The organism is Methylovirgula sp. 4M-Z18, assembly GCF_037890675.1.
Classification (GTDB): domain Bacteria; phylum Pseudomonadota; class Alphaproteobacteria; order Rhizobiales; family Beijerinckiaceae; genus 4M-Z18.
Map to the genome: position 1 here is coordinate 663,894 of NZ_CP149574.1, position 25,903 is coordinate 689,796.

Consider the following 25,903-nt stretch of genomic DNA (forward strand, 5'->3'; position numbering starts at 1 on the left):
ATTGATTGATAATCGTATTTTATTATAAAAACATATGGTATTAGTTATGGATATGCTGATGAATGCCGATCGTATCAAATACCGTCAGGTGATGTGCTTCCTGAAAGTCGCAGAGCTTCGCAGCTTTGTCCGTGCGGCGGAAGCGCTGAATACGACCCAGCCAGCCGTATCCAAAACCATATCCGAACTCGAGGAGGCCTTAGGCGTCACGCTGTTGGAGCGGAGCCGGCGTGGCGTCGTTCTGACGGCGGCGGGCGAATTGTTTCGGCGGCACGGCACGGCGAGCCTGGTTGCGCTGCGTCAAGGCGTCGAGAGCCTTGCGAAAGCCAAGGCGGGGGACGGTTTGCGGATCGCGGTTGGCATTTTGCCGACGGTTGCGGCGAGCCTGATGCCGCGCGCGATCAAACGCGCGAAAGAAGCGGGCCTCGCGGCGACCGTCTATCTTGCGACGGCATCGAACGACATCTTGCTGCAAATGCTCAAACAGCGGCAGCTCGATCTGGTGGTCGGCCGCTTTTCGGATGTCACGTTGATGCGCGATCTTGCGTTCGAGCATCTCTATTCCGAGCAGATTGTCGTCGTCGTGCGTGACGGACATCCGTTGCTGGGCGCGGGCCGGATCGAGCTGGAGGCCATTTGCCATTACACCGTCTTGTTGCCAGAGCGGGGGTCGATCATTCGCCCGATGGTTGATACGCTGTTGATGAGCCGGGGCGTCGCCGATTTGCCGGACGTGATCGAGACCACCTCGCCGACATTCGGGCGCGCCTATGTGAAGATTTCCGACGCCGTATGGATCATCTCACAGGGGGTTGTGGCCGATGATCTGGATTCCGGCGGCGTGGGGGCGCTGGATATCGATCTGGACGTGGGGGCAGGGCCGGTTGGCCTGACTTTGCGCGCGGACATGGCGCCAAATCTTGGGGTCGAGTCGATCCGTCAAGCCTTGCGGGCCGTGGTGAATGAAAGCAAGAGGCTCGCGTAACAATATATCAGTTTTATATCTGAATGGGCATGCACAAATAACAAATTACCATTTTTAATATCATTTAGATGATGGATAATCGAAGAAGCCAAGCAAACGAAAATGGCCAAGGGAGGATCTGATGAAACCCATTGTTATTGCCGTTGCAATCACCGGTTCCGTGCCGCGCAAAAAAGACAATCCGGCCGTTCCGATCACCCCGCCGGAGCAAATCGAATCCACGCATCAGGCCTTCGAAGCCGGGGCAACGCTCGTGCATATTCACGTGCGCAACGACGATGAGAGTTCGTCCTCCGATCCAGAGCGTTTTGCGCAGGTCCAAGAGGGCGTGCGCAAACATTGCCCCGGCATGATCGTTCAATTTTCGACGGGCGGGCGGGGCCGCGATCCGTCGCAGCGCGGAAGCGCCCTTTACTTGAAGCCGGACATGGCGTCGCTCTCCACGGGATCGGTGAATTTCCCGACCATCGTGTATGAGAATTCCACCGCTTTCGTGGCCGATCTCGCCAAGCAGATGCATGAGCGGTCCATCCGCCCCGAAATCGAGATTTTCGATCTGTCGCATATTCACGGCGCGCGGCGGCTGATCGAACAAGGCTTCCTGGATGAGCGTCCGCATGTGCAATTCGTGCTCGGCGTGAAAAACGCCATGCCGGCGGAAGAGCCATTGCTCGACATCATGTATAACGAATTGCAGCGGGTGATCCCGCATGCCACGTGGACGGCGGCAGGCATCGGCGTCTACCAGAATGTCGTGATGGATTGGGCGTTGGCGCGCGGGGCGCAATCTATCCGCACGGGTCTCGAAGACAATATCCGGGTCGATAAAACGCGCCTGGCGGCCAGCAATGCGGAATTGGTCCAGATTGCGGTCGCACGCTGCGCCACCCATGGCCGGCGCCCTGCGACGCCAAGCGAAGCGCGCGAAATTCTCGGGTTGGCATGACGGAGTAGATAGGCTGCCTTTTACCGGCCGGCCTAGTGAAGGATTGGGGAAACGTATGACTCAAGACATCGATGGCAACACGAGCTTAATCGCGCATATCGGTTATCCGACCGGATCGTTTAAAGCGCCGATGATCTACAATCCTTATTTCGAGCACATCAAGCAGAACGCCGTGGTCGTGCCGATGGGCGTGAAGCCGGAAGATTTCGAGGTCTCGTTCCCGGCGATTTTTCGCTTCTCGAATATTCACGGCGCATTGATCACGATGCCGCACAAGGTTCACGTCCTGTCATTCCTCGATGAAATCTCGACCACGGCAAAGGTGGCGGGGGCTTGCAACGCGGTGCGTAAAGATCCGAGCGGGCGCCTCGTCGGCGATATGTTCGACGGCGAAGGCTTCACCCGCGGCCTGTCGCGGAAAGGCGTCACATTGGCGGGCGCCAGCGCGCTCGTGATCGGCTCCGGCGGTGTCGGTTCGGCGATTGCCGCCTCCTTGGCGGCGGCACGCGTCGCGCGGCTCGGTCTTTATGACGTCAATGCCGCTTCCGCACAGGGGCTCGGCGAGCGGTTGCATCGGCACTACCCGCAACTCGAACTCGACGTGCAGACGAACGATCCGGCGGGCTATGACGTTTTGGTCAATGCGACGCCGCTCGGCATGAAGCCAGGCGATCCGATGCCCGTCGATATGGTGCGGCTGTCACCCCACACGTTTGTCGGCGAGGTGGTGATGAAGCAGGAAATGACGCCGTTCCTCGCCCAAGCTGTCGCGCGCGGCTGCAAAGTGCAGGTCGGTATCGACATGCTGTTCGAACAAATTCCGGCCTATCTCGAATTTTTCGGCTTCCCGACGACGACGGCGGAAGTCCTGCGTGACCTCGCGCACATCCATTATTGAGCGCGTTTGAGGCTCCGGTATATAAACGATCAAATCTTCGCCGCGCTCCATGCGGGCTGCTATAAAAACAGTTGAAACTGCTGCCGTCACAAAAAGGGGAAGAAGATTATGCGCCGCTCCATCGCCACGGTCTCTCTCAGCGGCACTCTCCCGGATAAGCTGGAGGCGATTGCCGCTGCGCATTTCGACGGGGTGGAAATCTTCGAGAACGACTTATTGTTCTACAACGGCGCGCCGCGCGCGGTTGCTCGGCAGGCGGCGGACATGGGCCTGACGATCGATCTGTTCCAGCCCTTTCGCGATTTCGAAGGCGTCTCGGATGCGGATCACAAGCGCAATCTCGACCGCGCAGAGCGCAAGTTCGACCTCATGGGAATTCTCGGGGCACCCCTGATGCTGGTGTGCTCGCATGTTGGGCCGAACACGGCGGACGATGACGAGCGCGCCGCGGCGCAATTGTACGAACTCGCCGAACGGGCGGCGAAGCGCAATTTGCGGATCGGCTTCGAGGCGCTTTCATGGGGTGCGCATATTCGAACCTACGATCGCGCCTATCGAATCGTGCAAATGGCCGATCATCCGCATCTCGGCATTATCCTCGACAGCTTTCATACGCTCGCCTTGCCCGACGATTGGTCGGGTATCCGCGATCTGCGCGGCGACAAGATCTTCTTCGTGCAACTCGCCGATGCGCCGCGTCTCGGGATGAGCGCGCTGACGCTGTCGCGCCATTACCGCAATCTACCTGGGCAGGGGGATCTGGATGTGGCCGGATTCCTGCGGGCGACGTTGGATGCGGGATATGTCGGCACGATCTCGTTGGAGATTTTCAACGACGATTTGCGCGCCGCGCCGCCGCGCCAGACGGCCGAGGACGCGATGCGGTCGCTTCGCTGGCTCGAAGAGCGGGTCCGATATAGTTACGAGCCCGGTTCGGCGCCGCATCTACCGCCGGGGCGACCACATCGCCGCCGCGTCGAGCTTTTCGATCCGCCGGCGCCGCCGAACCTGACGGGCATTGCCTTTGTCGAATTCGCAGTCGACGCCGAGAGCAGCGGCCGGCTCGCGAGCTTACTCGAGAAACTCGGCTTCGTCTGTGCCGGCAAACATCGCAGCAAGGCCGTCAGCCTCTATCTACAGGGTGACATCTGCCTCATTCTCAACGCCACGCAGAATTCCTTCGCCCATGCCTATTATCTGATGCACGGCGTCTCGGTATGCGCATTGGCATTTACGGCCGATGACACTTTGGCGGCGCTCGGCCGTGCAGAAGCCTTCATGTGCCGGCGCTTCGACGGTCGCATCGGTCCGCACGAACACGTGTTCCCCGCCCTGATCACGGATGACGGCGATCTCATTTATTTCGTTCCCGAGGGCGAGAGCCACCTTGCGGCCCTGCAATCGGATTTCGAGTTGAACGCGACGGCCCATGTGTCGAACATGCTTCGTCGCGTCGATCATATTGCCGAAGCCTTGCCGGAAGGTCAGCTCGATTCGCGGGTTTTGTTCTTTCGTGCGGCGCTCGGATTGGAGCCGGAGAGTGCGGTCATCTTGGCCGATCCGCACGGGCTCGTGCGCAGCAAGGCCGTCTCCAACGCGGAGCGTACCGTACGCATTCCGCTCAATATCTCGCAAAAGAAAAGCACGGGCACGGCGCGCTCGGTGCAGAGTTATTCCGGTGCTGGCGTCCATCACATCGCATTCGCGACGGACGATATTTTTGCGACGGCGAAGGAGCTGCGTGCCAATGCGGTGCCGCTTCTTGCGATCCCACGGAACTATTACGACGATTTGATCGCGCGTTACGGTTTGGCGGAAGATTTTGTCGACGCGCTGCACGAGTTTGGCATTCTGTACGACCGCGACGGCGAAGGGGAGTTCTTGCAACTCTTCACGACGCCATTCGACGAGCGATTCTTCTTTGAGATCGTGCAGCGTAAGGGGGCTTATGATTTCTATGGGGCCGGCAATGCGTCGGTGCGCATGGCGGCTCAAGCGCAAACGAGGTCTCCGGGCGCGACGCAACTCATGTGGTAGATGCAGATCGGCCGCAGCGACGTCATCCCGGCTTGACCCGGGATCCAGGGCCACACGCGAGCGATTGCGAGAGAGGCCTGCAGCGCGTCACTACGCATGACCGATGTGGCGACCGCTCGGCGCGCCTCTAATCCGACATCGAGCGATCGCGACTTGGCCCGCCGTTTAGACGACAAACTCGCAGCGCTCTTGCGGCGTGCGCGTGTCCATGTTGCGACCTCGGTTGAGATGGTCGTCGATTTCGGCCGCCGCGCCGATCATCCGGCCATAGATGAAGACATTGAAGGCCGCCGTCTCGAGATCCTTCTCCTGCAACCGGCCGGCCTTGTAGTCTTTCCACAGAAGCGCCAGAAGCAGCGCGGCGATAATCGCATCCACGTTAACGCAGAAGACATAGCGCGTGGCGCCAACGTCGTAGAGGGCCTGTACGAGTTCGCGGTAATAGGCGTGGAAGATATTGTAGACGCCGCGCTTTTCCATGAAATCCGCGATGAAGCGCTCGCGCGGGTCGTAGTTGACCGGCTTGCCCCTGAAAATCGGATGGTGAACGCCCGGCAAGGCGCGCGGCTCGCCCGCTCCCGATTCCTTGCTCGCAACCTTGTCGAGCTTGTAGCCTTCCGCAAAGGCGAGCGCCATAGCTTTAAGATTGAGACCGTGATTGGGGTCGGTCGGATCTTTCAGATCGCTGCCGCCGAATTGTTCGAGCAGGAACGCCATGCCCTCGAAGCCGTTGCCGCCATGACTGTAACCGCTGTGGCTCAGGCATCCGATCATGGCTTTGTTGATCTGAACGCGTGCGGGAGTCTGCGGTCCATCGGCCGACACGGCGCCCTTCGCGCCTTGCGAGGTGATGGAGCCCGGGCCGTTGGAGATGAGAAGGCCAACCAGCACCTGCAAAGGTTGCACCTGTTCGGGTGTGGGCTTCTGCCCGGTGAGCGCAAGATAGAGGAATTGCGCCATCGACCATTCCCCGAACCGTTCGTCGCGTGAAATGCCGCACAGACTGCCGCGCTGGTGATGCTTGGCCGGGATCGAAGCGCCGATCATCACACCGTACAGGCGCAAATACCACGGCAGCGTCTCGGCGGTCAGCCGCGAAATGCGTTTGCGCGTCAGCGGCCCCCAGGCAATGGTAGTTGCGATCGCCGCCAGGATGGCATCACGGGACAATCGCGCTCCGAGCCCCTCCAAAAATTTCAGGAACAAGGATTTGCCGCCACGTGCGTGCACGGCACGCAGCATCGCCGCGGGCCTGGGATCGTCCGCCTCCGCGGCGCTCGCCACAAAAAGAGCGCGCTGCGCGTCGCTGAGTTCGATGCCGGACCAATCGAAGGCCTCGTCGCGCCCGTCCTTCAGGCCCGAATGCGCAAATAGATCGATCAGCGCCTTGGTGCAGGCCAGCGTCCGCTCCACGCGCTTGGGGCCGATGATCGAGACGGCCGCGGTCATGACCGTGTTGGGCGAGTTTCCTGCTTCGCGCGCCGCTTCAGCGGCGTTAAGGGCCGCGTCGCCGACGAGATTGATCTCGGCGGCAACGGCAATGTCCAGCATGGCGCGATCGTTTTCGCTGGCGATCTCGTGCACCAACGGCAAGGCGAAATTCGCTTCTAGCGGCTGCATCGCAAGATCGAGGACGGAATGACCATGGACGCTCGTCACCTGCGTCTTCGCATCCATGATCGAGGCGCCGGATTTGTCCTTCATATTCTGCCGCGGGATAACGGCGCCGATTTGTAACCCGACCGCCTTGATCTGCTCGTCATAGGGCGCCAAGGCGGTGACCACCGGCAATGCAATCGCGTCCGGCAGCTTGATCCCTTGATCATTGGCGATCCAGGGTTTGAGCCCAAGATTGCCGCGTGCGGCGAAATCCGGTGCAATGCCATTGAGCCGCATGACTGCGGTCAATGCGCTCGGAATATGGGCGATATTGGTGACGACCGCGCCTTTGGCAGAGACGTGCGGCGCATCCGGCGTGAAGAGACCCTTCACGCCGAAGGAATCGATGAACCAGCGTTCCTTGTCCTCGGCGGAATCGCCCGCGCCTGCCATCGCGCCCGCGTGGCCGACCGCGCGCGTGAGCTTCGACTTCCACCGCCCGACCACGCAGACGACGGCCGGCTTGTCGAACTCGATATTCTGCTCGTAATAGCCGCCCGGCTCGACGTAGAGGACCGTCGCCTTGCTGCGCGGATCGTTTTTCAAAGCGTAAGAAAAATCGCGCGCGGCATAGTGAATGTAGACATCCTTGCCGGACGACACGATGGTCGTCGTTCCCCAGCCTTCGGTGGCAAGATATTGGGCGATGGTCGTGCTGAAGCCGCCGGAATTCGAAAAGATCGCCACCGAACCCTTGAGCAAGACTTCTGCCGGATGATCGCCGCCAAGGGCGCCGCCAATGCGGGCCTGGTTCCAACTGTCCGCCATGCCAAGACAATTGCCGCCAAAGATGTCGATGCCATAGGCCTGGCCGATCGCGCGGATTTCGCGTGCGTCATGCACGGCAATTTTCTCCGTGATGATCACGATCTTTTTGAGGTCGGGATTGACGCGCGCGAGTTCGGCAACGCCGTCGCGTACGCCCGAGGGCGGCAGATAGACGACGCCGGTATCGAATGTCAGACCCGCGTCGAGGCCTTCGCGCACGTTGTTGAAGACGGGGATGTCGCCCGCCGCCGTTTCGAGGACTTGCCCGCGTCGCCCTGGCGAGGTGCCGAACACGACATTGCCACCGGAAAAGGCGTGGCTCGTCGGCGTGACCTGCCGCGACTCGCCGCCTAAAATATTGAGGACGCAGACTCTGTCGTCGCGTGAAGCGATGGTGTCGAGCGACCGGACGCCGAGATAGTACGGTAGCCCTTCAATGCCATTCTTTGCCATGTTGCTTCCCCCCCTCGTTCAAGCATCCGCTTTCAGGCCAAGGCGCGCGGCGATTTCGGCGCGGCCACCCGCCTTCATCCATTCGTCGATTTTTTTGGCATAGTTGACGACTTCGGAAATGGCGCTGTCGAAGCCGAAGAAGCGATAGGGCAGGCCGAGGCTGTCGCAGGTCTCGGCCAGAGCGCCCATGCCCCGGACGAGATTGGGGCCACCGCGGCCGACGACGACATAAACCGGTGTCGGCCCGTACTGGCTGAAATGTTCGCGCAACGCATCGCCCATGGCGCGGAACGTCTCGTAGATATCCGTATTGTTCGACTTGCCGCCGATGATGAAAAAGACGTTGGCCTGCTTGAGCCAGTGCTTGAGGCAAATGCGGGCAACGGATTTCATTTTCTCGTAGGGCGGGTTGCCGCCGAAGTCGGACGAGATGATGGCCGCTTCGCCAAGAACTTCTGTCACCAGCGAATTTGCGCCGCCGCCGAAGGTGGGCGCGAGAATCGTGCCCTTTTCGTTGATGACGAAAACGTCGGATTGGCCTTGATGGGTGCGAAGCTGATTGACCTCGCGTTCGAATTCGGATGTATCGGCGGTGAATAAATGATCGGGCAGATTGAGGCGCTGCGAGCGCGGGTCGTCGCGATCGAAGCCGCATTTGAAATCGCAGGCAACCGGCGTGAGGCGCCCGTCCTTGCCGGGGCGCATGCGGATCGGGTTGAGCTCAAGCGTCGTCATGCCGTAATGGTGAACGAGTTCCCATAATTTCGGCAAATGCTGAACGAGCGGCGAGATCACTTCCTTTGGCGCCCCGATGTCGCTCAAGGCATTGGCGACGACGAAGGCTTTCAGACCGCTCATCGCGTCGAAGGGAATATGCGCGACGTCCTTTTTGTCGAGCTCCTCGATGTCCACGCCACCTCGATGCGTCAGCGTCATCGTGGGCGCGCGATAGACCGTCGAATCCGAAATCGAGAAATAGATCTCGTGTTCGGCCGGTACGCCGCCCTCGAATGTCACGCCGTTCGCTTTCGCGAACGCATGGCCGTGGCGGTGCTCGGCGAAATATAGACGCTCCTTTTCCCGCAGCGCCGTCTTGAGATCGGTGGCCTTGCCGATCAGGCCCGATTTGCCCTTCTTGCCGACGCCGCCCTTGAACAGAGGCTTGATGAAGATCAATTTGTGGCGGTCGATCAGGCGCTGAATATCCTCTTCGGAGGCATCGGGCCCCAGCACCTCGGAGGTCGGAAAATCAACATGCCGCAAAAGTTGCGAGCCGTAATACATGCCGGTGATCTGCATCTCATCCTCCCTTATCGACCACAACAGGCTCGTCCGTGCGAGACAGCGAAAACAGGGGACTTGTCGATTGCCCGACGAAAGTTAAAGTGAGCAACCGCTCGGCCACGAGACGATGAGTCAGGCGGCGGTGTCATTGGCGACTGCGCGCTCGCGCACGTTGATCCGAGTATTTTTTGCTCAAAGCGAAAGCTTAAGCGCTCGCTCTGCAGGCCGTTCTGATTGCATGCCCCCTTCTCCCGCGGCGAAGCTGCGGGAGAAGGGCTTAAAGCGACTTACTTGGTAAAGCCCAATTCCTTATTGGCCTTGATGACGTAGTCGTTTGTATAGGTCTTGGAAAGATCGACCTCGCCCTTGATCTTGCCGGCCTTGGTGAGCACGTCGAGCACGGTCTTGGGGCCGTCCTCCGGCATCATGCCGTCGGGCAGGAACTGGTCCTTGTCCTTGGTCAGCGCGTCGATGTAATCCTGCTTGGTGATGAGCTGGTTGCTGACGAAGTCCTTCGGCATGTTGTCGGCAATGTCGGCGGCGCTGTGGGTCGCGATCCAGTGCATCGTCTCGACCATGGCGGTCACCACCCGCTGGGTCTCTTCGGGATGCTTTTCCACCCAATCGGCGCGCACGATGATCGAGGCGGTCGGCCAGGTGCCGCCGAGCCATTTCTTCGTGCCCTCGGTGGTGGCAAGGTCGAAGGCCGAATAGCCGATGCCCTTCTTCTCGATCGCCGTCACGGTCGGCTGCGTGGTCATGCCGCAGACGATCTGGCCGTGCTGCAGGCCGGCGATCAGCGTCGCCCCGGCGCCGACCCCGAGCCGGCTGAACTGGTCCGAGGTCACGTCGCTGCGCGCGGCGAGATAGAGGGTCAGCGCGTCGGTGCCCGAGCCGATGTCGGTCACGCCCACCGTCTTGCCCTTCCAATCCGCCGGCGTCTTGACGTTCGAATCCTTGGCGCACATTTCCCGCTCGCCCGGCGCGCCCGACAATTGGATGATGTCGACGACCTTCTTGCCCTTCAGCTGGAAGTCGATCGTGTGATTGTACCAGGCGCCGGCCATGTCGACCTGGCCCGAGATCATCGCGTCTTCCGCGCCGACCGCGTCGTTCTCCGTCGACAGTTCCATCTCGATGCCGTGCTTCTTGAAGAAGCCGAGGTTCTGCGCCAGCTGATAGGGCAGATAGATCTGCTTATCGATGCCGCCGACCATCATCGACACTTTGAGGTCCGCGGCCTGCGCCGCGCCCATCAGGCCGGTGCCAAGCGCGGCCACGGCCGCGGCGCCGAACAGCCAATTGCGAAAATCCTGTTTCATCTTTCTCGTTCCTCCACATTGAACCTGAGCCGCGGCGGCTTCTTGGATGCCGCGGCGGGATAAAAACTCTTCTGCCTCTCAAGCGTCCTGCGCGGCGTTCGAGGATTTCGGCTTCTGCCAGGCCAGCAGCCGCTTCTCGACCCGCGCCATGATCGCCTCGACGCTCAGCACGATGGCGCCGATCACGAACATGCAGCCATAGACGCCCGGCGAGTCGAAATTGTTCTGCGAGAACTTGATCAGCAGTCCGAGGCCATGCTGCGCCCCCAGGATCTCGCCGACGATGGCGCCGACGATGGCAAGGCCGAGCGCCACATGCAGGCTGGCGATGATCCAGGTCAGCGCCGACGGCAGCACGACATTGCGCACCACATCGAGCCGCGAGCCGCCCAGGATGCGGATGTTGTTGACGAGGTTCGGATCGACGCTGCGCGCCCCCTGGAAGGCGTTGAAGAACACCACGAAGAACACCAGCACCGCCGCCAGCAGCGCCTTGGCCGGCAGGCCGAGACCGAGCCACATGACGAAGATCGAGCCGAGCACGATGCGCGGCACCGCGTTGAAGAACTTGATGTAGGGGTTGAACACGTCGGCGAGATAGTCGATCTGGCCGAGCAGAATGCCGAAGAACACGCCGCCGACGACCCCGAGCACGAAGCCGACCGCCGCCTCCCACAGGGTCACCAGCACCTGGTACCAGAACGAGCCGAGCGCCGTGCCGTTGATAAGCCAATCGACGAGGCGCACCACGACGCTGCTCGGCGAGGCGGAAATGAACGGATCGATCACTTCGAAATAGGAGAGGATCTGCCAGGTCGCCATCCAGAGCACGAACACGGCCACCTGGCCGATCAGCACCTTCTGGCGCCGGCTTTGCGCCGGGCTTTTCGCGGCGGGTGCGGATGAGGTGATCTCGCTCATGGCTTTGCCTTCCCTGCGGCGGCGGGAGCCGATTGGCGGGCATAGGTGCGCTGCACCTCGTCGCGCAAGGCCTCCCAGATCTGATGGTGCAATTCGAGAAAGCGCGGCGTGAACCGGATTTCCTGCAGCGGGCCGCGCGGGCGCGGCAGATCGATGTCGAACACCGCCTTGACCGTGCCGGGACCGGCGGTGATCACCACCACCTTGTCGGCAAGGCCGATCGCTTCCTCGAGGTCGTGGGTGACGAACAGCACGGACGGCCGGGTCTTTTCCCACAGCGACAATAATTCGTTCGACATGATGGCGCGGGTCTGCACGTCGAGCGCCGAGAAGGGCTCGTCCATCAGCAGCATCGTGGGCTTGTTGATGAGCGCCGCGGCGAGGCTCGCGCGCTTGCGCATGCCGCCCGAGAGCTGGTGCGGATAATGGTTCTCGAAGCCGGCGAGGCCGACGGTGCGCATCCAATCGCGCGCCATGGCGAGCGCGTCCTTGAGCGGCACTTTGTTGAAGATCGGCCCGAGGGCGACATTGGCGACAACCGAGCGCCAGGGCAGCAGCGCGTCCTGCTGGAACATGAAGCTCGTGCCCTTGGTGATGCCGTTGACCGGCTGGCCGGAGACGCTGACGCGCCCCTCGCTCGGACGCTCGAGCCCCGCCGCCATGGTCAAGGTGGTCGACTTGCCGCAACCCGTCGGCCCGACGATGGCGCAGAATTGGCCCGGCCGGATCTCGAGGGTCACATCGCGCAAGGCGGTCATGGTCTCGCCCACCGGCGACACGAACCTTTTGCTCACCCCCTCAAACGTTACCCCACCAAGCGCAGGCGCTCCCTCTGCCATCGGCTTCTCCTCCCTCTGTTGCCCGAGCCCCCGTCTGCGATCCCTCTCATCTCAGGGACGAAGCGGTCATGTCGGCGCCGAGCGGCGCCCATTCGGGTCCCCGCATTTGCCTTTATCGTTCGGTGGCGAGAGGTCGCTTCGTGCCTGCGCGTCGGCTGACGCTGAACGGCTCCCTCCACCTAGCTGCAGTAAAAATAACCGATCTACCTGTCAAAACGCTGTCATGCGGTGGCGATTGTCTAGAATGCACCCGATTGCGCCGGAAAATATGGCGACATGCGCGCCATTCGGCGCTCGCTTGACAGAAGCAATCGCTCATTGACGTTTCCCGAGCCTGAGACCTTCAATCACGCCTCAATCAAAGTGAATAGGTCTTGAGCTTGGCACAAGTTTAAATCGCCGGCATCGCCAATTATTTTCGACGCATGATCTTTAACTTTACAGCCATAGTTTCCGTTTAATAAGATCATCCGATGACGACTCAGAATTGTCTCGACCAAAGGATTTTGGTCGCCGCTCATATTTCTTATCAGGAGCTCACTTGGCTGGGGAGTGTTCGACTGTGCGGTTCGGATGTGCTGGCAATGCGCCAGCCTCCGGATATGACGATCTTTTGACGGAATTCGGCCAGCCTGCCCAGTCACACAGGCGGCAACCCATTCTAGCGCTTGTATTCGTTGCTTTCACGGGCCTTTGCGGCTGTGCGCCGGCACCCTTGGTCGTGCCAGCCAGTACCGTCGGCACCGTACCGCCCAACCTCGCTCTTGCGTCGCTCGGTCCCGGCTCGCCGCCCGTTCTCCTGGTGTTGCAAAAGAGCTACGCGAACGCGACCCGACAGGACATCATTCTTTCGACAGCGGGCAAGACGCCGGGAGAGAATACGCTGCGCGTCGACGTCTATGGCACCAGCAGCGACAGCGTCAGCCCGGAAACGATCCTCACCGATCGCCCCTTGAGCGACACCGATGTCATTGCCGAGTTCGCCGACGCCTTGCCCGGCGTGCCCCTGCAGCGGTCCCAGGCGGACGTGCAGAACACGTATGGGCCGTTTGGCTATGTGACGGGCAAATCCGCGGAAGGCGATGCCTGCATTTACGCGTGGCAACGTATCGCGACGCCGGACCGGGACATTTCTCTGTTCAATCGCCGGGTCGCCATGTCGATCCGCTTGCGCTATTGCCAAACGGACGCCAGCGAGGCAGCGCTCGTGGCGCCGATGATGCGTCTGCAAATCAAAGTGTCCCCTTCGGGAGGCAATTGGGCCGCCGAGCCGCCATATCTTTCCCCTGGCCTCGGCACGCCGGGGGCGTCGTTCAGGCCGTCATTGATTCAAACAAAGATCGAAGCCAAGCCTGCTCCATCGAAACCGCGCCGCGCGCCTCGCCATGTGGCCGCGCCCGCCCGGCCGGCGGCCGCACCCGTTGCGCCGCCGCCGCCCGCCAGCGGGCCTATCGTGCCGCCGCCGCCTGATGTGGGTGCGCCCGCAGGCATCCCCGTCGCACCGTCGCAACCAGGAGCGCAGCCTTGAGTAAGGTCGTCACCATAGCTGTTTGGGCGTGCGCCTCGCTGATTGTCCTGTTGCTCGTCTCGCTGCCGATCAGCCAGCAGACGCATCTGATCGCCGGCACCAGCATCGTGATCGTCATGGCGGTGCTCAAGGGGTTCAAACTGCGAGGCACGTGGCGCCTGATCGCCCTGGCACTCGGCACGTCGATCGTGCTGCGCTATGTTTATTGGCGCACCACGAGCACGATACCGCCGATCAACCAGCCCGAGAATTTCATCGCAGGGCTGCTGCTCTATGTCGCCGAAATGTACTGCGTGGTGACGCTCGCGCTGTCGCTCTTCGTGGTGGCGACACCTATGCGCTCGCGCAGGGCCCCGCGGCTCAAGGATGAGGATCTGCCGACGGTCGACGTTTTCGTGCCGAGCTACAACGAGCCCAAGGACCTGATTGCCCGCACGCTCGCCGCGGCCAAGTCCATGCACTATCCGCCGGACAAGCTTACCGTATTTTTGCTCGATGACGGCGGTACCGACGAAAAGCGCAACAGCGACCGCATTGACATTGCGGCCGAAGCGCGGCGGCGCCACGAGGAATTGCGCGAATTGTGCGACGATCTTGGAGTGCGCTATCTCACGCGCGCCCGCAACGAACACGCCAAGGCCGGCAACCTCAATAACGGACTTGCCCATTCCAATGGGGAAATCGTCGTCGTCTTCGATGCCGACCATGCGCCGGCACGCGATTTCCTGCAAGAAACGGTCGGTTTCTTCCCCACTGATCCGTGTGTCTTCCTGGTCCAGACGCCGCACTTCTTCATCAACCCGGATCCGATCGAGCGCAACCTGCGGACATACTTGTACATGCCGTCCGAGAACGAGATGTTCTACGGTATCGTCCAGCGCGGTCTCGACAAATGGAACGCTTCGTTCTTCTGCGGGTCGGCGGCGGCTCTGCGTCGCGCCGCGCTTGCACAAACGGGCGGCTTCAGGGGGCGCAGCATTACCGAGGATTGCGAAACGGCCCTCGAACTGCACGCGCGCAATTGGCATTCGGTCTATGTCGACAAGCCGCTGATCGCCGGGCTGCAGCCGGCGAGCTTCGCCAGCTTCATCGCCCAGCGGTCGCGTTGGGCGCAGGGCATGATCCAGATCCTGCTGTTCCAACGTCCCTTCATGAAGCGCGGCCTCTCGATCCCGCAGCGCCTCTGCTATATGTCGAGTATCCTGTTCTGGTTCTTTCCGTTCGCGCGATTCGTGTTCCTGATCGCGCCGCTGTTCTACCTCTTCTTCAATCTGGAGATCTTCACGGCGTCGGGCGCAGAGTTTCTATCCTATACTTTGTCCTACATGATCGTGAACCTGATGATGCAGAACTATCTCTATGGTTCCTATCGCTGGCCCTGGGTATCGGAACTCTATGAATATGCCCAGACGCTCTATCTTTTGCCGGCGCTGGTGTCCGTGATTCTGCATCCGAACAAACCGACCTTCCGCGTCACCGCAAAAGACGAAACCCTCACTCGCAGCCGTCTCTCCGAAATCGCCATACCGATCTTCGCCTTTTTCGTGCTGCTGCTCGCCGGTGTGGTGATGACCGCGTATCGACTGGTCGCGGAGCCCTACAAAGCTGATGTGACATTGGTCGTCGGGCTCTGGAACGTCCTCAACATGCTGCTTGCCGGTTGCGCGCTGGGCGTGGTGGCGGAACGCGGCAATAAGCAGGTAAACCAGCGCATCGCCACCGAGCAGCGTTGCGAATTTATCGCCGGCGGCGCCCTCAAGCCGGGGGTGCTCGCGAACATGTCCGCCGGCGGCGCCATGGTGCAATTTGCCGGTGCGATCGACGGCCTTGCGCGCGACAGCAAAGTTGCGGTGCGCTTCACGCCGTCGTCGGATCTCGGCGTCGAGCCGATTTTGCCCGCGGTCGTGCGGCATATCGCAACGCAAAACGGGAAGACGAGCGTCGGCGTGCGCTACCTTGTTTCGGAAACGAAGCACTACCGGCTGGTGGCCGATCTGCTCTTTGCGGATGCGCGTCGCTGGACGGCGTTTCAACAGGGCCGGCGCCGTAATCCGGGCATCCTGCGCGGAACGATCTGGTTCTACGCGCTTGCGTTCAGACAGACGGTGCGTGGGCTCATCTATCTGATGCGCTCGTTCCGGCTCCGCCGCACTTTGGCGTCTCGATTCTCACGGCCAACCCCGAGAGAGCGCTCATGAGGCGCCTGACCAGCTCCGCCGGCCTCGTCGCGGCCTGTCTGCTGACATTGTCGCAGGCACCGTATGCCGCAGAGACGACGCCATTCGACATGTCGCCGGAGCGCAGTTCCAAGCCGGTTTCGTCGGCGCCCGCCATCACACCGGAGCCGAGCGAGCCTGCCGCCCAATCCGACAACTCGCAGACTGCTGCAGACGCGGGCAGCGGCAGACCGATCTTGCCGCAAGGCCAACTCGCGCTCGAAGGTGAGATCGACGCCCGGGCGTGGGACGTGGTGCTGACCAAGGCACAGGCCGAAACCGCGACGACCTTCAATCTCGGCTACCGCGCGACGCTCGCCGTGGCACCGGAGGCGTCACGTCTGCGCGTCGTCGTCAACGACCGCCGGATATTCGACACGCCGATCACCGCGCCCGGTACGCTCACCCAAGTCGCGATCCCTGTGCCGCAGGGCGTTCTCAATCCGGGGCCGAATCGCTTCCGTCTGGAAGCGGAGCAGCGCCACCGCACCGACTGTACGATCGGCTCAACCTATGAGATGCGCACGGAAATTGAAGGGGCGGCGACGCGGCTCCAGTTCCGCGCGCCAAATGCCGGGCGCCTCCTTGGGATTGAAGACCTTTCGGCGATCAGCCCGGATGACAAGGGAACCACCCATCTGCGGATCGTCGTTCCCGCCCTGGCCAAACACACCTTGATCGTCCCGACCCTGCGTTTCGCCCAGGCCGCGGCCATCCTGATCGGCATGCCGAGCCAGGCCATCACCGTAGCGGAGAAGGCCGACACGCCTGCCGATCGGGACAGCGTGATCGCGGTCATCGGTTCGGCGGACGACCTCAAACCGCTGCTGGCCCGGCTGCCGGCGCAGGCGTTCTCGCAACCTGTCGCGACTTTTGTCGACGATCCGGTTCTCGGCCCTTCGACGCTGATCATTTCAGGCCCCACCGACCAGGAGGTCGGCCAGGCCGTCGATGCGATCGGTGCGATGGTGGACCGGCCGCAAGGTCAGTGGCGCGAAGCCCTCGACACGAGCCGTTGGTTCGCGCCCAATCCTCTGCTGTTGCTGGGCGCCAGCCGTGTGACATTGGCAACTCTCGGCGTCCCCACTCAGGAATTTTCCGGCCGCCGGTTCAAGACGGAGTTTCAAATCGCCTTGCCCTCGGATTTTTATTCGAGCGCGTCGGGCGAAGCCAAGCTGCTCCTGGATGCAGCGTACAAAGCCGACGTGCTGCCGAACAGTCACATCGATATTTTCGTGAATGGCAATCTGGCGGCAACGACACCGCTGAGCGCTGCGGGCGGCGGGGCTTTGCAGCATTTGCCGGTGCGCCTCCCAATGACGCATTTCCAACCGGGGCCGAACCGCATCACGTTCGTGGCCGAACTCCATACCGCCGCCGACGTAGAGTGCGCCGCCGGCCCCGTCAAAAGCGGGAATCATTTTGCGCTGTTCGACACCAGTGAATTCGTCATCCCCGATTTTGCGCATATCGCGCGGCTGCCGAATCTCGCGGCTCTGCAGGGTACCGCCTTTCCCTATAATGTTTCGAGCGAACCGGTCGCCCTCGTCCTTCCAGACTTCAATTCTGACCTCGTGTCCGCCGCAGCGACTCTGTTGGGGCGGATGGCGGTGGCCGCCGGACGGCTGATCCCCATCGACATCGACGTGCCGTCCTCTGCCTTGCCGGCGCGCAATGCCATCTTCATTGCGCCGGCGTCGCAGATCTCGGAAACGGTGTCCAATCAACTCGATCTCGATGCACGGATGGGGAGCAACTGGCTTGCGCCGGAGCAATCCTCGTTGAGACAGCCGGCACCGGGCAAGATGGCCGCGCCGGCGAACGCGGTCGCAAACACCGGCAATGCCGCCGATACGCAGGAGAGTTCCGGCCAAGGGCGTGAGACGGCGTCGAACCAGGTTGGAGGCTGGCGCGGCGACATCAGTTCGTTCGAGGATTGGCTTCAGCGCACCTTCGAATTTTCAGGCATAAGCCTGCGCCTCCTGCCTGCGCGCCCGGAGCCCTATCAACTGCCGCGAGACAGTCTCGTCGTCCTTGCCCAGGGACCGAGTGTCAGCGGCGACAGGGCGTGGACGCTACTTTCGGCGCCGACCAATGAACTCGTGCGGCTTGGAGCCGAGGCCATAACATCCGAAGGGCAGTGGTTTCGCCTGAACGGCCAGGCGGCGGCCTTCAACCCCAGGACATCGGATATCCAGACGGTGCCGATCACGACCTTCTTCTTCCTGCCAACCCAGCCGCTGACGCTCGGCAATCTGCGTTTGATCGCCGCGAACTGGCTGTCGGAGAACATCCTTGCCTTCTCGCTGCTGCTCCTGACCGCTTGCATGCTGCTTGGTCTGGCGACGGCTTTGTTGCTGGCGCGCATTGGCCGCAGGGGGACGGGATGAAAAAGCGCCGTACCCTGCGCAGCCCGAAAGTCTTGGCGGCCGCCCTGGCAACCGTCATGGCCGCCGCGCCCGTTTGCGCCGCGCCATTTGGCGAGCCTGCGCGGCCCGGCACGCTGAGTATGCAGCAATGGGGGCCTTGGCGCGATCGCTTCGTCGCGATCAACGGCCGAGTCGTAGACAACGTCAATAACAGTATCAGCCACAGCGAAGGCCAGGGCTATGGCATGTTGCTTGCGGTGCTGGCCGAGGATCGCGAGACCTTCGTGCGCATCTGGACCTTCACGCAGAACGAGCTCTTGATCCGCGATGACGGTCTGGCTGCGTGGCGCTGGGAGCCCGACCGCAAACCCCATGTCACCGACATCAACGACGCGGCTGACGGCGACATCTTGATCGCCTATTCGCTCGCGCTGGCATCCGAGCTGTGGCGGGTTCCGGTTTGGCACGATGCCGCGCGAACGATTGCCGTCAGCATTGGCCAGAATTTGGTCCGGCGTGACGATGGCTATCCGGTTCTCATGCCGGGCAGCCAGGGGTTCGGCGCGAAGGACCGAATCGACGGCCCGGTCGTCAATCTGTCCTACTGGGTGTTCGAGGCCATGCCGGTCCTGGCGCAACTGGATCCGAAGACAGATTGGGAGGGGCTCTCGCGCCAAGGGCAAGACCTCATCCGGCGCGCGCGGTTCAGTCCCGATCAACTGCCGGCGGACTGGATTTCCCTGAAAACCGCCGAGCCGGCTCCCGCTGCTGGCTTTGAGCCGCGCTTCAGCTATGACGCGATCCGCATTCCGCTCTATCTGCTACGCGCGAATATCACGGACAGGACATTGCTCGAACCTTTCGCGCAATCCTGGGCCAAGGCGGGCGGGATTCCCGCCATTGTCCGCTTTGCGGATGCCAACGCATTGGAGCCGCTGATCGAACCGGGCTATCGGATGATCGCGGCGAGCGTCAAATGCGCGCTTGACCACAGTCCGATTCCGCCGGAGTTGCGCGATCCAGAGCCGCGGCAATATTACCCCGCCACTCTCTATCTGCTCGCAGCCTCCGCGCTCGCCCAGCACTATCCGGGGTGCTTATGAAGAGATCGGCCGTCACCATAGCCCGAATGGTCTGCATCATCGCGCTCGGCGGGGCGAGCGGATCGATGGTTCGCCCTGGCGACAGTTTCGGCAAAGCCGTTCCCGCGCGGGTAGAGGCGCAAATCACCGGCAGCTCGGCCGATCAGCCGGCTCACGTCGCAGATGAGCTACATGTCACCCAGGCCGGATCGCCCGCCGCTGGCGAAAGTGCCGCGCCGTCCGGGACCGAGCCTCCGGCGGCCGCTCCGTCGCCCTTAGGTCCGTCGACGGCACAGCCGGCGCCGCAGACGTCTGGCAAGCCCGTGGTCGATGAGACTGCCCTGCGCTATTTCGCCCGTCAGGGCGATACGCGCCGCCTTGCGACAGAGATCAGCCGCCTCCGCTCGCTTTATCCCGACTGGGTGCCGCCCGCGGATCCGGCCAAGGCTCCGCCGGCAGGCGACGCCAAGCTCGATCATATGTGGCTGCTCTATTCGCAGGGCGAATTCGCCGCGACGCGTGCGGAGATCGCCGCCCGTCAGGCCGCCGAACCCGGATGGACGCCGCCCCAGGACCTGCTGCAACGGCTCTTGGTCGCCGAGTCACGCGAGCGGCTGTTGAACGCCTCCGACACGAAGCAATATGAGACGGTGATCAGTTTGGCGGTCGCCACGCCGAGCCTGCTCACCTGCGGGGATGCGGACGTGCTTTGGCGTCTTGCCGAAAGCTTCGCCGCGACCGACCGCACGGGGCGTGCGGCCGATGTCTACCGCTATATCCTGACGACATGTACCGATGCGCATGATCGTTTCTCGACGATGGAGAAAGCCTCCTCTCTCCTGTCGCGAAACGACGTTGAACCGCTTCTCGCCCTTGGCCATACCGGCGAGAGCGGCGATGAGTTCCGCGCGATACACGAGAGGCTTGCGCGCAATGCCGTGGCTGCCGGCGACAGTGATCCGAGCAAGACGGCTTCGGCCGCCGATCTTGAGCTGTTCGAAAACGTTGCCGCGGCGAACCAATCCGCCAGCGACGCTTTGACCTTGGGCGGCTATCTCCTGCGGCATGGCGATCCGGTGCCCGCGGAACATTGGTATCGCGTCTCGTTTGAACGCAAGAATGCCGCTGAACCCGCCGAAGGCATCGCCCTGGCACTGCTGGCGCAGAAAAAACCCACCGAAGCCGAAGCAATCCTGGCACCATGGCGCGACGCGAGCGAGAACACCCGCAAGTCCTATGCGGCGGCGGTCGCCAACGTATTGGCCCTCGAGCCGAGACCCGTGCTGGCGCCGGATGTCCTGGCGCGCATGGTGCGAATGGTCGCGGCGGAGCGGGATGCCGCGGCCGCACAGCAATTCGGTTGGTATTCGCACGCCTTCCATCAGGAGGATACGGCGGCGCGCTGGTTCATGGCGGCGCTGAAGTGGAAGCCTGACGACGAGCCTTCAGCCTTCGGCCTCGCCATCGTCAGCCAGATCTTGCAACGGCGCGATACGTTCGCGGCCTTGGAGAAGGAATGGGGTGAGCGCTCAGCACGGATTCGCGCGCTTGTCGTCGCGGACGCCGCCTCGAAAGCCGCTTCACCCGCGCCAACGTCTCTGGTCACGAAGTCCGGCCACCGGCCAGCGCCCGCCAGCGCTGCGCCGGCACGCGAGCGCCTGGCGGCGAGGCCGGGCGATTCGTGCGGGAGCGATCTCGCCGGCGGGTGGTGCCTCATGAACCTGCATCGCGATGCGCAGGCCGCGGAGGTTTTCCGGCACGTTGCCACCGCCGGATCCGCCAAGGATCGCCCCGAGGCTGCCTACGGCCTCTCGCTCGCCGATCTGCGGATGGGATTGACGTCGCAAGCGGCGTCAGCCACGACCGAGGCGCCGCAAACGGCCCCCCGTGCCAAGGAACTGAACGTCGCCGTCCTGACGCAAAGGGCCAATGCCGAATACGAGGCGGGGCATTACGCGCAGGCTCTGAGCGACCTCGACAAGCGCGCCCACCTCGTCCCCGAACAGCCCGATCTGCGGATGCTGCGCGGCTGGTCCTATTATCATCTGAACCGCTTCGACGAAGCCGAACAGACCTTCGAGGCGCTGGCAGCCGCCGGCTTTCCCAAGGCAGATTCAGCGGCCGCGACCGTGAGACGGGCTTTGATCCGCCGGGAATGATTGCGCGTGTCGATATGGGTCTTGAAGCGTGTGTCAAAGAGAAAAGGCGCCGAAATGGGGTAGGCCAACCGCCGCGTTAATGGATCTCGGCGCGTCGCGCGATCATTCTAAGGCATGAGAGCGCTACTCGACGCCGGAACCGCTTATCCCCAACACAAAACCGGAAACGATCCGTGCACCAACGCTTCACGTACGGAGCCAGTCACGCGATCCGGTACTTCTCCAAAATCGCGTCCACGATCGTCTCCGACAGCGTCTCGATCCGTCTCTCGTCAAGCCGGAGAATATCTTTCATCGTGACATAGGTCTCGAAGCCAAAGGCGGCGGCGAGCGCCAGCGTGAGTTCCTCCAATCCCTTCTCGCCGAGTTCCGCGCGGGCAGGTGCCAGCGCCTCAATGTACATGGGCAGGCGGCGCGCCACACGCGGGTAGCGAGGAGCAGCTTCCGGTCCCGGCTCCATGGACCGTGCGGCGAAGACACGCAGGCGGTTCTCATAATTACGGTAGAAGGAAAGCCAATAACGGCGCACTGCATGCACGCGCTCACGCGCCGATGCACCTTCTGGGATGACGTTTTCCGGCACAGCCACCATGCCGTCCAAGACGGCTAGAAGAGCGAGAGCGGCTGGATCGGAAAAATAGCGATAGGCGGTGGCGCGTGAGATGCCGGCTTCGTCCGCCACCGCGCCCAGAGTGACGTCGGCTCCTCTGTCGATCAGGACGCGTGCGGCCGCCAGCAGGTCTCGGTGGGTGCGCAGTTTCTGTCCCAGGCGTTCGCGGTGGGAGGTCATTGCAGATTCATCTTGATTATTTTGTCTCTTCATGAGATAAATATCTCATAAAGCATCTTGTCCTGCAAGGGGGCGACTATGAGCGAGACTGACACCTATCACCTGTTCGGCAACCTCATCCGGTTTCATGCACGTGGCGAGATGGGTTATTGCCTCGTAGAGGTGACCAGCGCTGCGGGCGCCGCCATACCGCCCAACAGCCACCCAGGCGACAATGAAGTCTTCTGCATTTTGGAGGGCACGTATGCCTTCATGATCGAGGGGGAGGAGCGCATCGCGCGGCCCGGTGATGTGGTGCCTATTCCAAACGGGGCTATCCATGCAGTGAAGAATATCGGCGAAGGTTCAGGGCGGATGTTCGTCTTCAATGTGCCCGGCAAGATCCATGCAGCGTTCTTTGCGAGCATGGGCCAACCCATGCCCAGAGGTGCCCGCGACTTTCCCCCGCCCTCCGACACGCCACCCGACATCCCCAAGCTCATCCAACAGGCGAAGGAACTCGGCATGACAATACACCATTGACGATCGCACGGAGGCGGCTTTACAGCGGTCGCAGGGCCGGCCGGAGACGGGATGCAGGCGCGCTATTCCTTGTCGTCCCGCAAGGCAGGCTCGCAGTCCTGACCGCCATAAAAGATACCGAGGATATTCACGGTGTCATCTGCCACCTCGAACGCGATCGTCGGGCAGCGACGATATCCGGGCGCTTCATAGCGGCGCTGACGGTGGCGCGGTTACAACTTCACCCGATCATTGTGGTTCATGCCACAACATACCAGCGCAATTTCGCGCGAACCAAATGCCGCTCACGAACCGAAAGCCCCCGAAGTGCAGGCTAAGCTGGTCTGGCCGCCTGCGCACCTATGGCGAGACCGTAGCGGCGTTTTGCGATCCACTGCCCCGTTGATCGTCGGGGCGGGCTAAGAACAGTGGAGATGGGAACTCCGTCTGCGCCATAGCTATCTAATTCCACACTGCTGCTCTTCCTGTTTGTCGCTCGCGTTGCAAAGGGGCTTGACGGCCTTCCTATCAGAAGGTAGGCATAGGCATGAGCAATTTGTCTACTACCTCTGATGACATCCTGGCTTGCGCGCGTTCTCTGATCGTCGCGGGGGGCTACAATGGCTTCAGCTATGCCGACATCGCGGATGTGGTCGGGATTCGCAAGGCGAGCATCCATCACCATTTCCCCAGCAAGGTCGATCTGGTCCGAACGCTGGTTGCGCGATATCGGGAAGAAGCTGAAACGGGGATGGCGAATCTCGAACTTCAGGTATTCGATCCGCTCGAGCAACTTCGGTTCTATGCTGGGTATTGGGAGGCCTGCATCGCGGATGCCAGCGCTCCGTTTTGTGTCTGCGCTTTGTTGGCAACCCAGCTCCCCGTCTTGCCCGAAGAGGTTGGCATGGAGGTCCGGGCGCATTTCCGCTCCCTTTCGGCGTGGCTGACATCCGTGCTGGAGCGCGGCGCGCGGCGCAGCCAACTTCAACTGACGGGTACCCCTCATGCCGAGGCCGAAGCGTTCATGGCGACGGTTCACGGTGCGATGCTTTCGGCGCGGGCCTATGGCGATCCGAAAATATTCGGCGTCGTAACAGGCCCGCTCTTCAAGCGGCTCGCTCCAGGTACGGTGCCAAATCTCAACTAACCGAGGTCATGATCGCCCCGCGATATTCGTCCAGAGTATCTACCTACTAGTCGAAAGGAAAAGACTGATATGTTTGGAATTTCACCGCTCGGCTGGGTGCATACGCTCGGCAGCCTCCCCGCCATTCCACTAGCCATCTATATGTTTGTCCGCCACGGGCGGATAGTGCCTCGGTCAAGGCCCGGCGCCGTCTACTTCGTCTCGATGCTGATTGGTGCGGCCACGGTGTTCCTTGTCGCGCATCAGTCGGTGAGCTACGGGATTGGCGCGGTAACGATCTTGCTGCTGCTCGCCGGGTACGGCATCGATCGTATTTCGAGCTTTGGGCGGGCAGGCAAGTACCTCGAAACAATCTTCCTTAGCCTGACGGCGTTTCTGCTGATGTTGCCGACCGTTACCGAAATCCTGCGCCGTGTTCCAGACGGCCATCCCTTAGTTACCGATCTGAACTCGCCGCTTCTCCTCGGCTCTCAAGCAAGTCTCCTCGTCATTCTCATTGTCGGCTTGACAGCCCAAACCATCCATTTGCGCAGGCAAGGCAGGCTCGCGGCATTCGCCTCGCCGGCGAAGATGTCCGACGAATGATGTGGGTGGGCGGATAATGCGGCAACGGCGTTCAACACCGATGATCGACCGTCGATGGGGAGCGCCGACGAAGCCATCACCATGATATTATTGGGGCCGGGCGTGACCCAAGCTTGAATTGTTTGCCACGCCAACGCTGTCAACCATCGGTCGAGATCGTAACGGACTTCCATGCTTCGATCTCATGCTTAAGGCGCTCGACCCTGTCCGACACAAGTCCGAGGGCGTCGCTGCCGAGCAGGAGCTACGGTGGACGGTTGTCGGACTCGACTAAGCCCAGAACGGCTGCCGCGAGCCTGTCGGGATCGCCAAGTTGCTTGCCGCTTTTGGCCTGCCGCGCCTGCCGGATCGGATCGAAGAGCGCATCATAGTCCGCCAGCATCTCGCCGACTTCGTATCGGTCTACAACTTCGGCCGACGCCTGAAGACTCGCAAAGGCCTCACGCGTTACGAGTTCATTGGCAAGATTTGGGCCCCACAGCCCGAACGATTCTCCCTCGATCCGATCCATCAAATGCCGAGACTAAACAGCTAGGTAGGTTCTGTCACCTATCTCTCAGGCCGCTCACATCAAACGATGAAAGCGGGCAATTCGTTTACGCCATAGTTCTCCTTCGATTTCTGCACCGCTAAGGTCAGGACTCATTGATTGAGATAGAAGGCTGCGGCTGCCGCGATGCAGATCGCCGAAAAGAAAGTGTGAGGGCATCGGTTGTAGCGAGTCGCGATGCGTCGCCAATCCTTGAGCTTGGCGAACAGATTTTCGATCTTGTGACGGGAGCGATACAGGCCTTTGTCGTAGGCAAGCGGCTGCTTGCGGCTTCTGGTCGGCGGAATGCAGACTTCCACGCCTTTGGCTTTCAGCGCGGCGCGGAACCAGTTGGAGTCGTAGCCTGGGTCTGCAATCAGTGCGGAGGCGAGCGGCAGGGCGTCGAGCATCATACGAGCGCCCTTATGGTCGCTCATCTGACCGTCTGTGAGCAACATGACGAGCGGTTTGCCAATGTCGTTGCAGACGACGTGGAGCTTGGAGTTCAATCCGCCTTTCGTGCGGCCGATGCAGCGGGAAAGAACCCCTTTTTTAGCAGGCTCACGGCCGTTCGGTGCGCCTTCGGATGGGTGGAACCGATCATGATGCGCTCTGGCTTCGGCCCTTCCGCCGCAAGGCTGGCGAAAATCCGATCGAACACGCCAAGTCGGCTCCAACGGAAAACACGGCGATATGCGCGCCATCTGGCGCTCACTCAGCAGAAACAAATCACCCATCACAGTCTCCCTATCCGGGCACTGTGAATCATATCTCATCCTAATTTAATAGGTCCGGAGCCTAAGCCAGCATATTCGAATTTTTCCCCATCCAAGACAGGATTCGTCGTTCTGCCGTAACGCATAAGCGTCGGGTCAGCGTTAGTCT

General features: G+C 61.6%; 19 protein-coding genes and 2 pseudogenes. 13 read left to right on the top strand and 8 right to left on the bottom strand.

The window, feature by feature from the left end:
- Window positions 1-58 precede the first annotated feature (58 nt).
- The 4 genes from pcaQ (at window position 59) to V9T28_RS02990 (ending at window position 4,866) form a co-directional block, all read left to right on the top strand.
- Complete coding sequence (pcaQ, locus tag V9T28_RS02975) at window positions 59-985, top strand: pca operon transcription factor PcaQ (RefSeq protein ID WP_158554791.1); 927 nt, start codon at window positions 59-61, stop codon at window positions 983-985.
- A gap of 121 nt (window positions 986-1,106) precedes the next feature.
- The gene (locus tag V9T28_RS02980; RefSeq protein WP_116400711.1) at window positions 1,107-1,931 is read left to right on the top strand and encodes a 3-keto-5-aminohexanoate cleavage protein; all 825 of its coding nucleotides are present in this window, start codon (window positions 1,107-1,109) and stop codon (window positions 1,929-1,931) included.
- A gap of 55 nt (window positions 1,932-1,986) precedes the next feature.
- Window positions 1,987-2,829, top strand: coding sequence for a shikimate dehydrogenase family protein (locus V9T28_RS02985; RefSeq protein ID WP_116400712.1), 843 nt, complete (start codon window positions 1,987-1,989; stop codon window positions 2,827-2,829).
- Between the two features lie 108 nt (window positions 2,830-2,937).
- Window positions 2,938-4,866: a bifunctional sugar phosphate isomerase/epimerase/4-hydroxyphenylpyruvate dioxygenase family protein gene (locus tag V9T28_RS02990; RefSeq protein ID WP_116400713.1), complete on the top strand. Its 1,929-nt coding sequence runs from the start codon at window positions 2,938-2,940 to the stop codon at window positions 4,864-4,866.
- 165 nt (window positions 4,867-5,031) lie between these two features.
- Here the strand turns inward: V9T28_RS02990 and V9T28_RS02995 are convergent, their stop codons facing one another.
- The 5 genes from V9T28_RS02995 to V9T28_RS03015 form a co-directional block, all read right to left on the bottom strand.
- Complete coding sequence (locus tag V9T28_RS02995) at window positions 5,032-7,746, bottom strand: CoA-binding protein (protein ID WP_116400714.1); 2,715 nt, start codon at window positions 7,744-7,746, stop codon at window positions 5,032-5,034.
- Window positions 7,747-7,764: 18 nt separating this feature from the next.
- The gene (locus V9T28_RS03000; RefSeq protein ID WP_116400715.1) at window positions 7,765-9,045 is read right to left on the bottom strand and encodes an ATP citrate lyase citrate-binding domain-containing protein; all 1,281 of its coding nucleotides are present in this window, start codon (window positions 9,043-9,045) and stop codon (window positions 7,765-7,767) included.
- A 272-nt stretch (window positions 9,046-9,317) separates the two neighbouring features.
- Entirely contained in the window at window positions 9,318-10,352 is a 1,035-nt protein-coding gene (locus V9T28_RS03005) for an ABC transporter substrate-binding protein (protein WP_339071800.1), read from the bottom strand.
- Between the two features lie 78 nt (window positions 10,353-10,430).
- On the bottom strand, window positions 10,431-11,273 hold the full coding sequence (locus V9T28_RS03010) for an ABC transporter permease (RefSeq protein ID WP_339071801.1): 843 nt from the start codon (window positions 11,271-11,273) through the stop codon (window positions 10,431-10,433).
- Window positions 11,270-12,112 (bottom strand): ABC transporter ATP-binding protein, encoded by an 843-nt coding sequence (locus tag V9T28_RS03015; RefSeq protein WP_339071802.1) that lies wholly within the window; start codon window positions 12,110-12,112, stop codon window positions 11,270-11,272. Before V9T28_RS03015 ends, V9T28_RS03010 begins: the two co-directional genes overlap by 4 nt.
- A 721-nt stretch (window positions 12,113-12,833) precedes the next feature.
- Between V9T28_RS03015 and bcsN the strand changes: the two genes are divergently transcribed.
- Genes bcsN through V9T28_RS03040 form a run of 5 tightly spaced genes read left to right on the top strand, consistent with a single transcriptional unit; the run spans window position 12,834 to window position 21,466 of the window.
- Complete coding sequence (gene bcsN / locus V9T28_RS03020; protein WP_158554793.1) at window positions 12,834-13,640, top strand: cellulose biosynthesis protein BcsN; 807 nt, start codon at window positions 12,834-12,836, stop codon at window positions 13,638-13,640.
- The gene (gene bcsA / locus V9T28_RS03025; protein ID WP_116400775.1) at window positions 13,637-15,838 is read left to right on the top strand and encodes a UDP-forming cellulose synthase catalytic subunit; all 2,202 of its coding nucleotides are present in this window, start codon (window positions 13,637-13,639) and stop codon (window positions 15,836-15,838) included. The genes bcsN and bcsA overlap by 4 nt, the downstream gene beginning before the upstream one ends.
- On the top strand, window positions 15,835-18,246 hold the full coding sequence (locus V9T28_RS03030; protein ID WP_116400776.1) for a cellulose biosynthesis cyclic di-GMP-binding regulatory protein BcsB: 2,412 nt from the start codon (window positions 15,835-15,837) through the stop codon (window positions 18,244-18,246). The genes bcsA and V9T28_RS03030 overlap by 4 nt, the downstream gene beginning before the upstream one ends.
- A complete protein-coding gene (locus V9T28_RS03035) occupies window positions 18,243-19,328 on the top strand; it encodes a glycosyl hydrolase family 8 (protein ID WP_245424089.1) in 1,086 nt (361 codons plus the stop codon). Before V9T28_RS03030 ends, V9T28_RS03035 begins: the two co-directional genes overlap by 4 nt.
- Window positions 19,325-21,466 (top strand): tetratricopeptide repeat protein, encoded by a 2,142-nt coding sequence (locus V9T28_RS03040; protein ID WP_147306432.1) that lies wholly within the window; start codon window positions 19,325-19,327, stop codon window positions 21,464-21,466. Before V9T28_RS03035 ends, V9T28_RS03040 begins: the two co-directional genes overlap by 4 nt.
- A 202-nt stretch (window positions 21,467-21,668) precedes the next feature.
- Here V9T28_RS03040 and V9T28_RS03045 read toward each other — a convergent pair whose 3' ends face one another.
- Entirely contained in the window at window positions 21,669-22,256 is a 588-nt protein-coding gene (locus V9T28_RS03045; protein ID WP_158554794.1) for a TetR/AcrR family transcriptional regulator, read from the bottom strand.
- A 78-nt stretch (window positions 22,257-22,334) separates the two neighbouring features.
- Between V9T28_RS03045 and V9T28_RS03050 the strand changes: the two genes are divergently transcribed.
- The 3 genes from V9T28_RS03050 (at window position 22,335) to V9T28_RS03065 (ending at window position 24,489) form a co-directional block, all read left to right on the top strand.
- Window positions 22,335-22,778, top strand: a complete 444-nt coding sequence (locus V9T28_RS03050) for a cupin domain-containing protein (protein WP_116400779.1) — start codon at window positions 22,335-22,337, stop codon at window positions 22,776-22,778.
- 526 nt (window positions 22,779-23,304) lie between these two features.
- Window positions 23,305-23,904, top strand: coding sequence for a TetR/AcrR family transcriptional regulator (locus tag V9T28_RS03060; RefSeq protein ID WP_116400780.1), 600 nt, complete (start codon window positions 23,305-23,307; stop codon window positions 23,902-23,904).
- 69 nt (window positions 23,905-23,973) lie between these two features.
- Window positions 23,974-24,489, top strand: coding sequence for a hypothetical protein (locus tag V9T28_RS03065; RefSeq protein ID WP_116400781.1), 516 nt, complete (start codon window positions 23,974-23,976; stop codon window positions 24,487-24,489).
- Window positions 24,490-24,628: 139 nt separating this feature from the next.
- Here V9T28_RS03065 and V9T28_RS03070 read toward each other — a convergent pair.
- Window positions 24,629-24,868, bottom strand: a pseudogene (locus tag V9T28_RS03070) (short-chain dehydrogenase/reductase); the annotation flags it as partial.
- Here V9T28_RS03070 and V9T28_RS03075 point away from each other — a divergent pair.
- A pseudogene (locus tag V9T28_RS03075) lies at window positions 24,860-25,024 on the top strand (IS481 family transposase); the annotation flags it as partial. The pseudogenes V9T28_RS03070 and V9T28_RS03075 sit on opposite strands and share 9 nt — an antisense overlap.
- A 107-nt stretch (window positions 25,025-25,131) precedes the next feature.
- Here the strand turns inward: V9T28_RS03075 and V9T28_RS03080 are convergent.
- Complete coding sequence (locus tag V9T28_RS03080; RefSeq protein ID WP_116400782.1) at window positions 25,132-25,794, bottom strand: IS5 family transposase; 663 nt, start codon at window positions 25,792-25,794, stop codon at window positions 25,132-25,134.
- Window positions 25,795-25,903 lie beyond the last annotated feature (109 nt).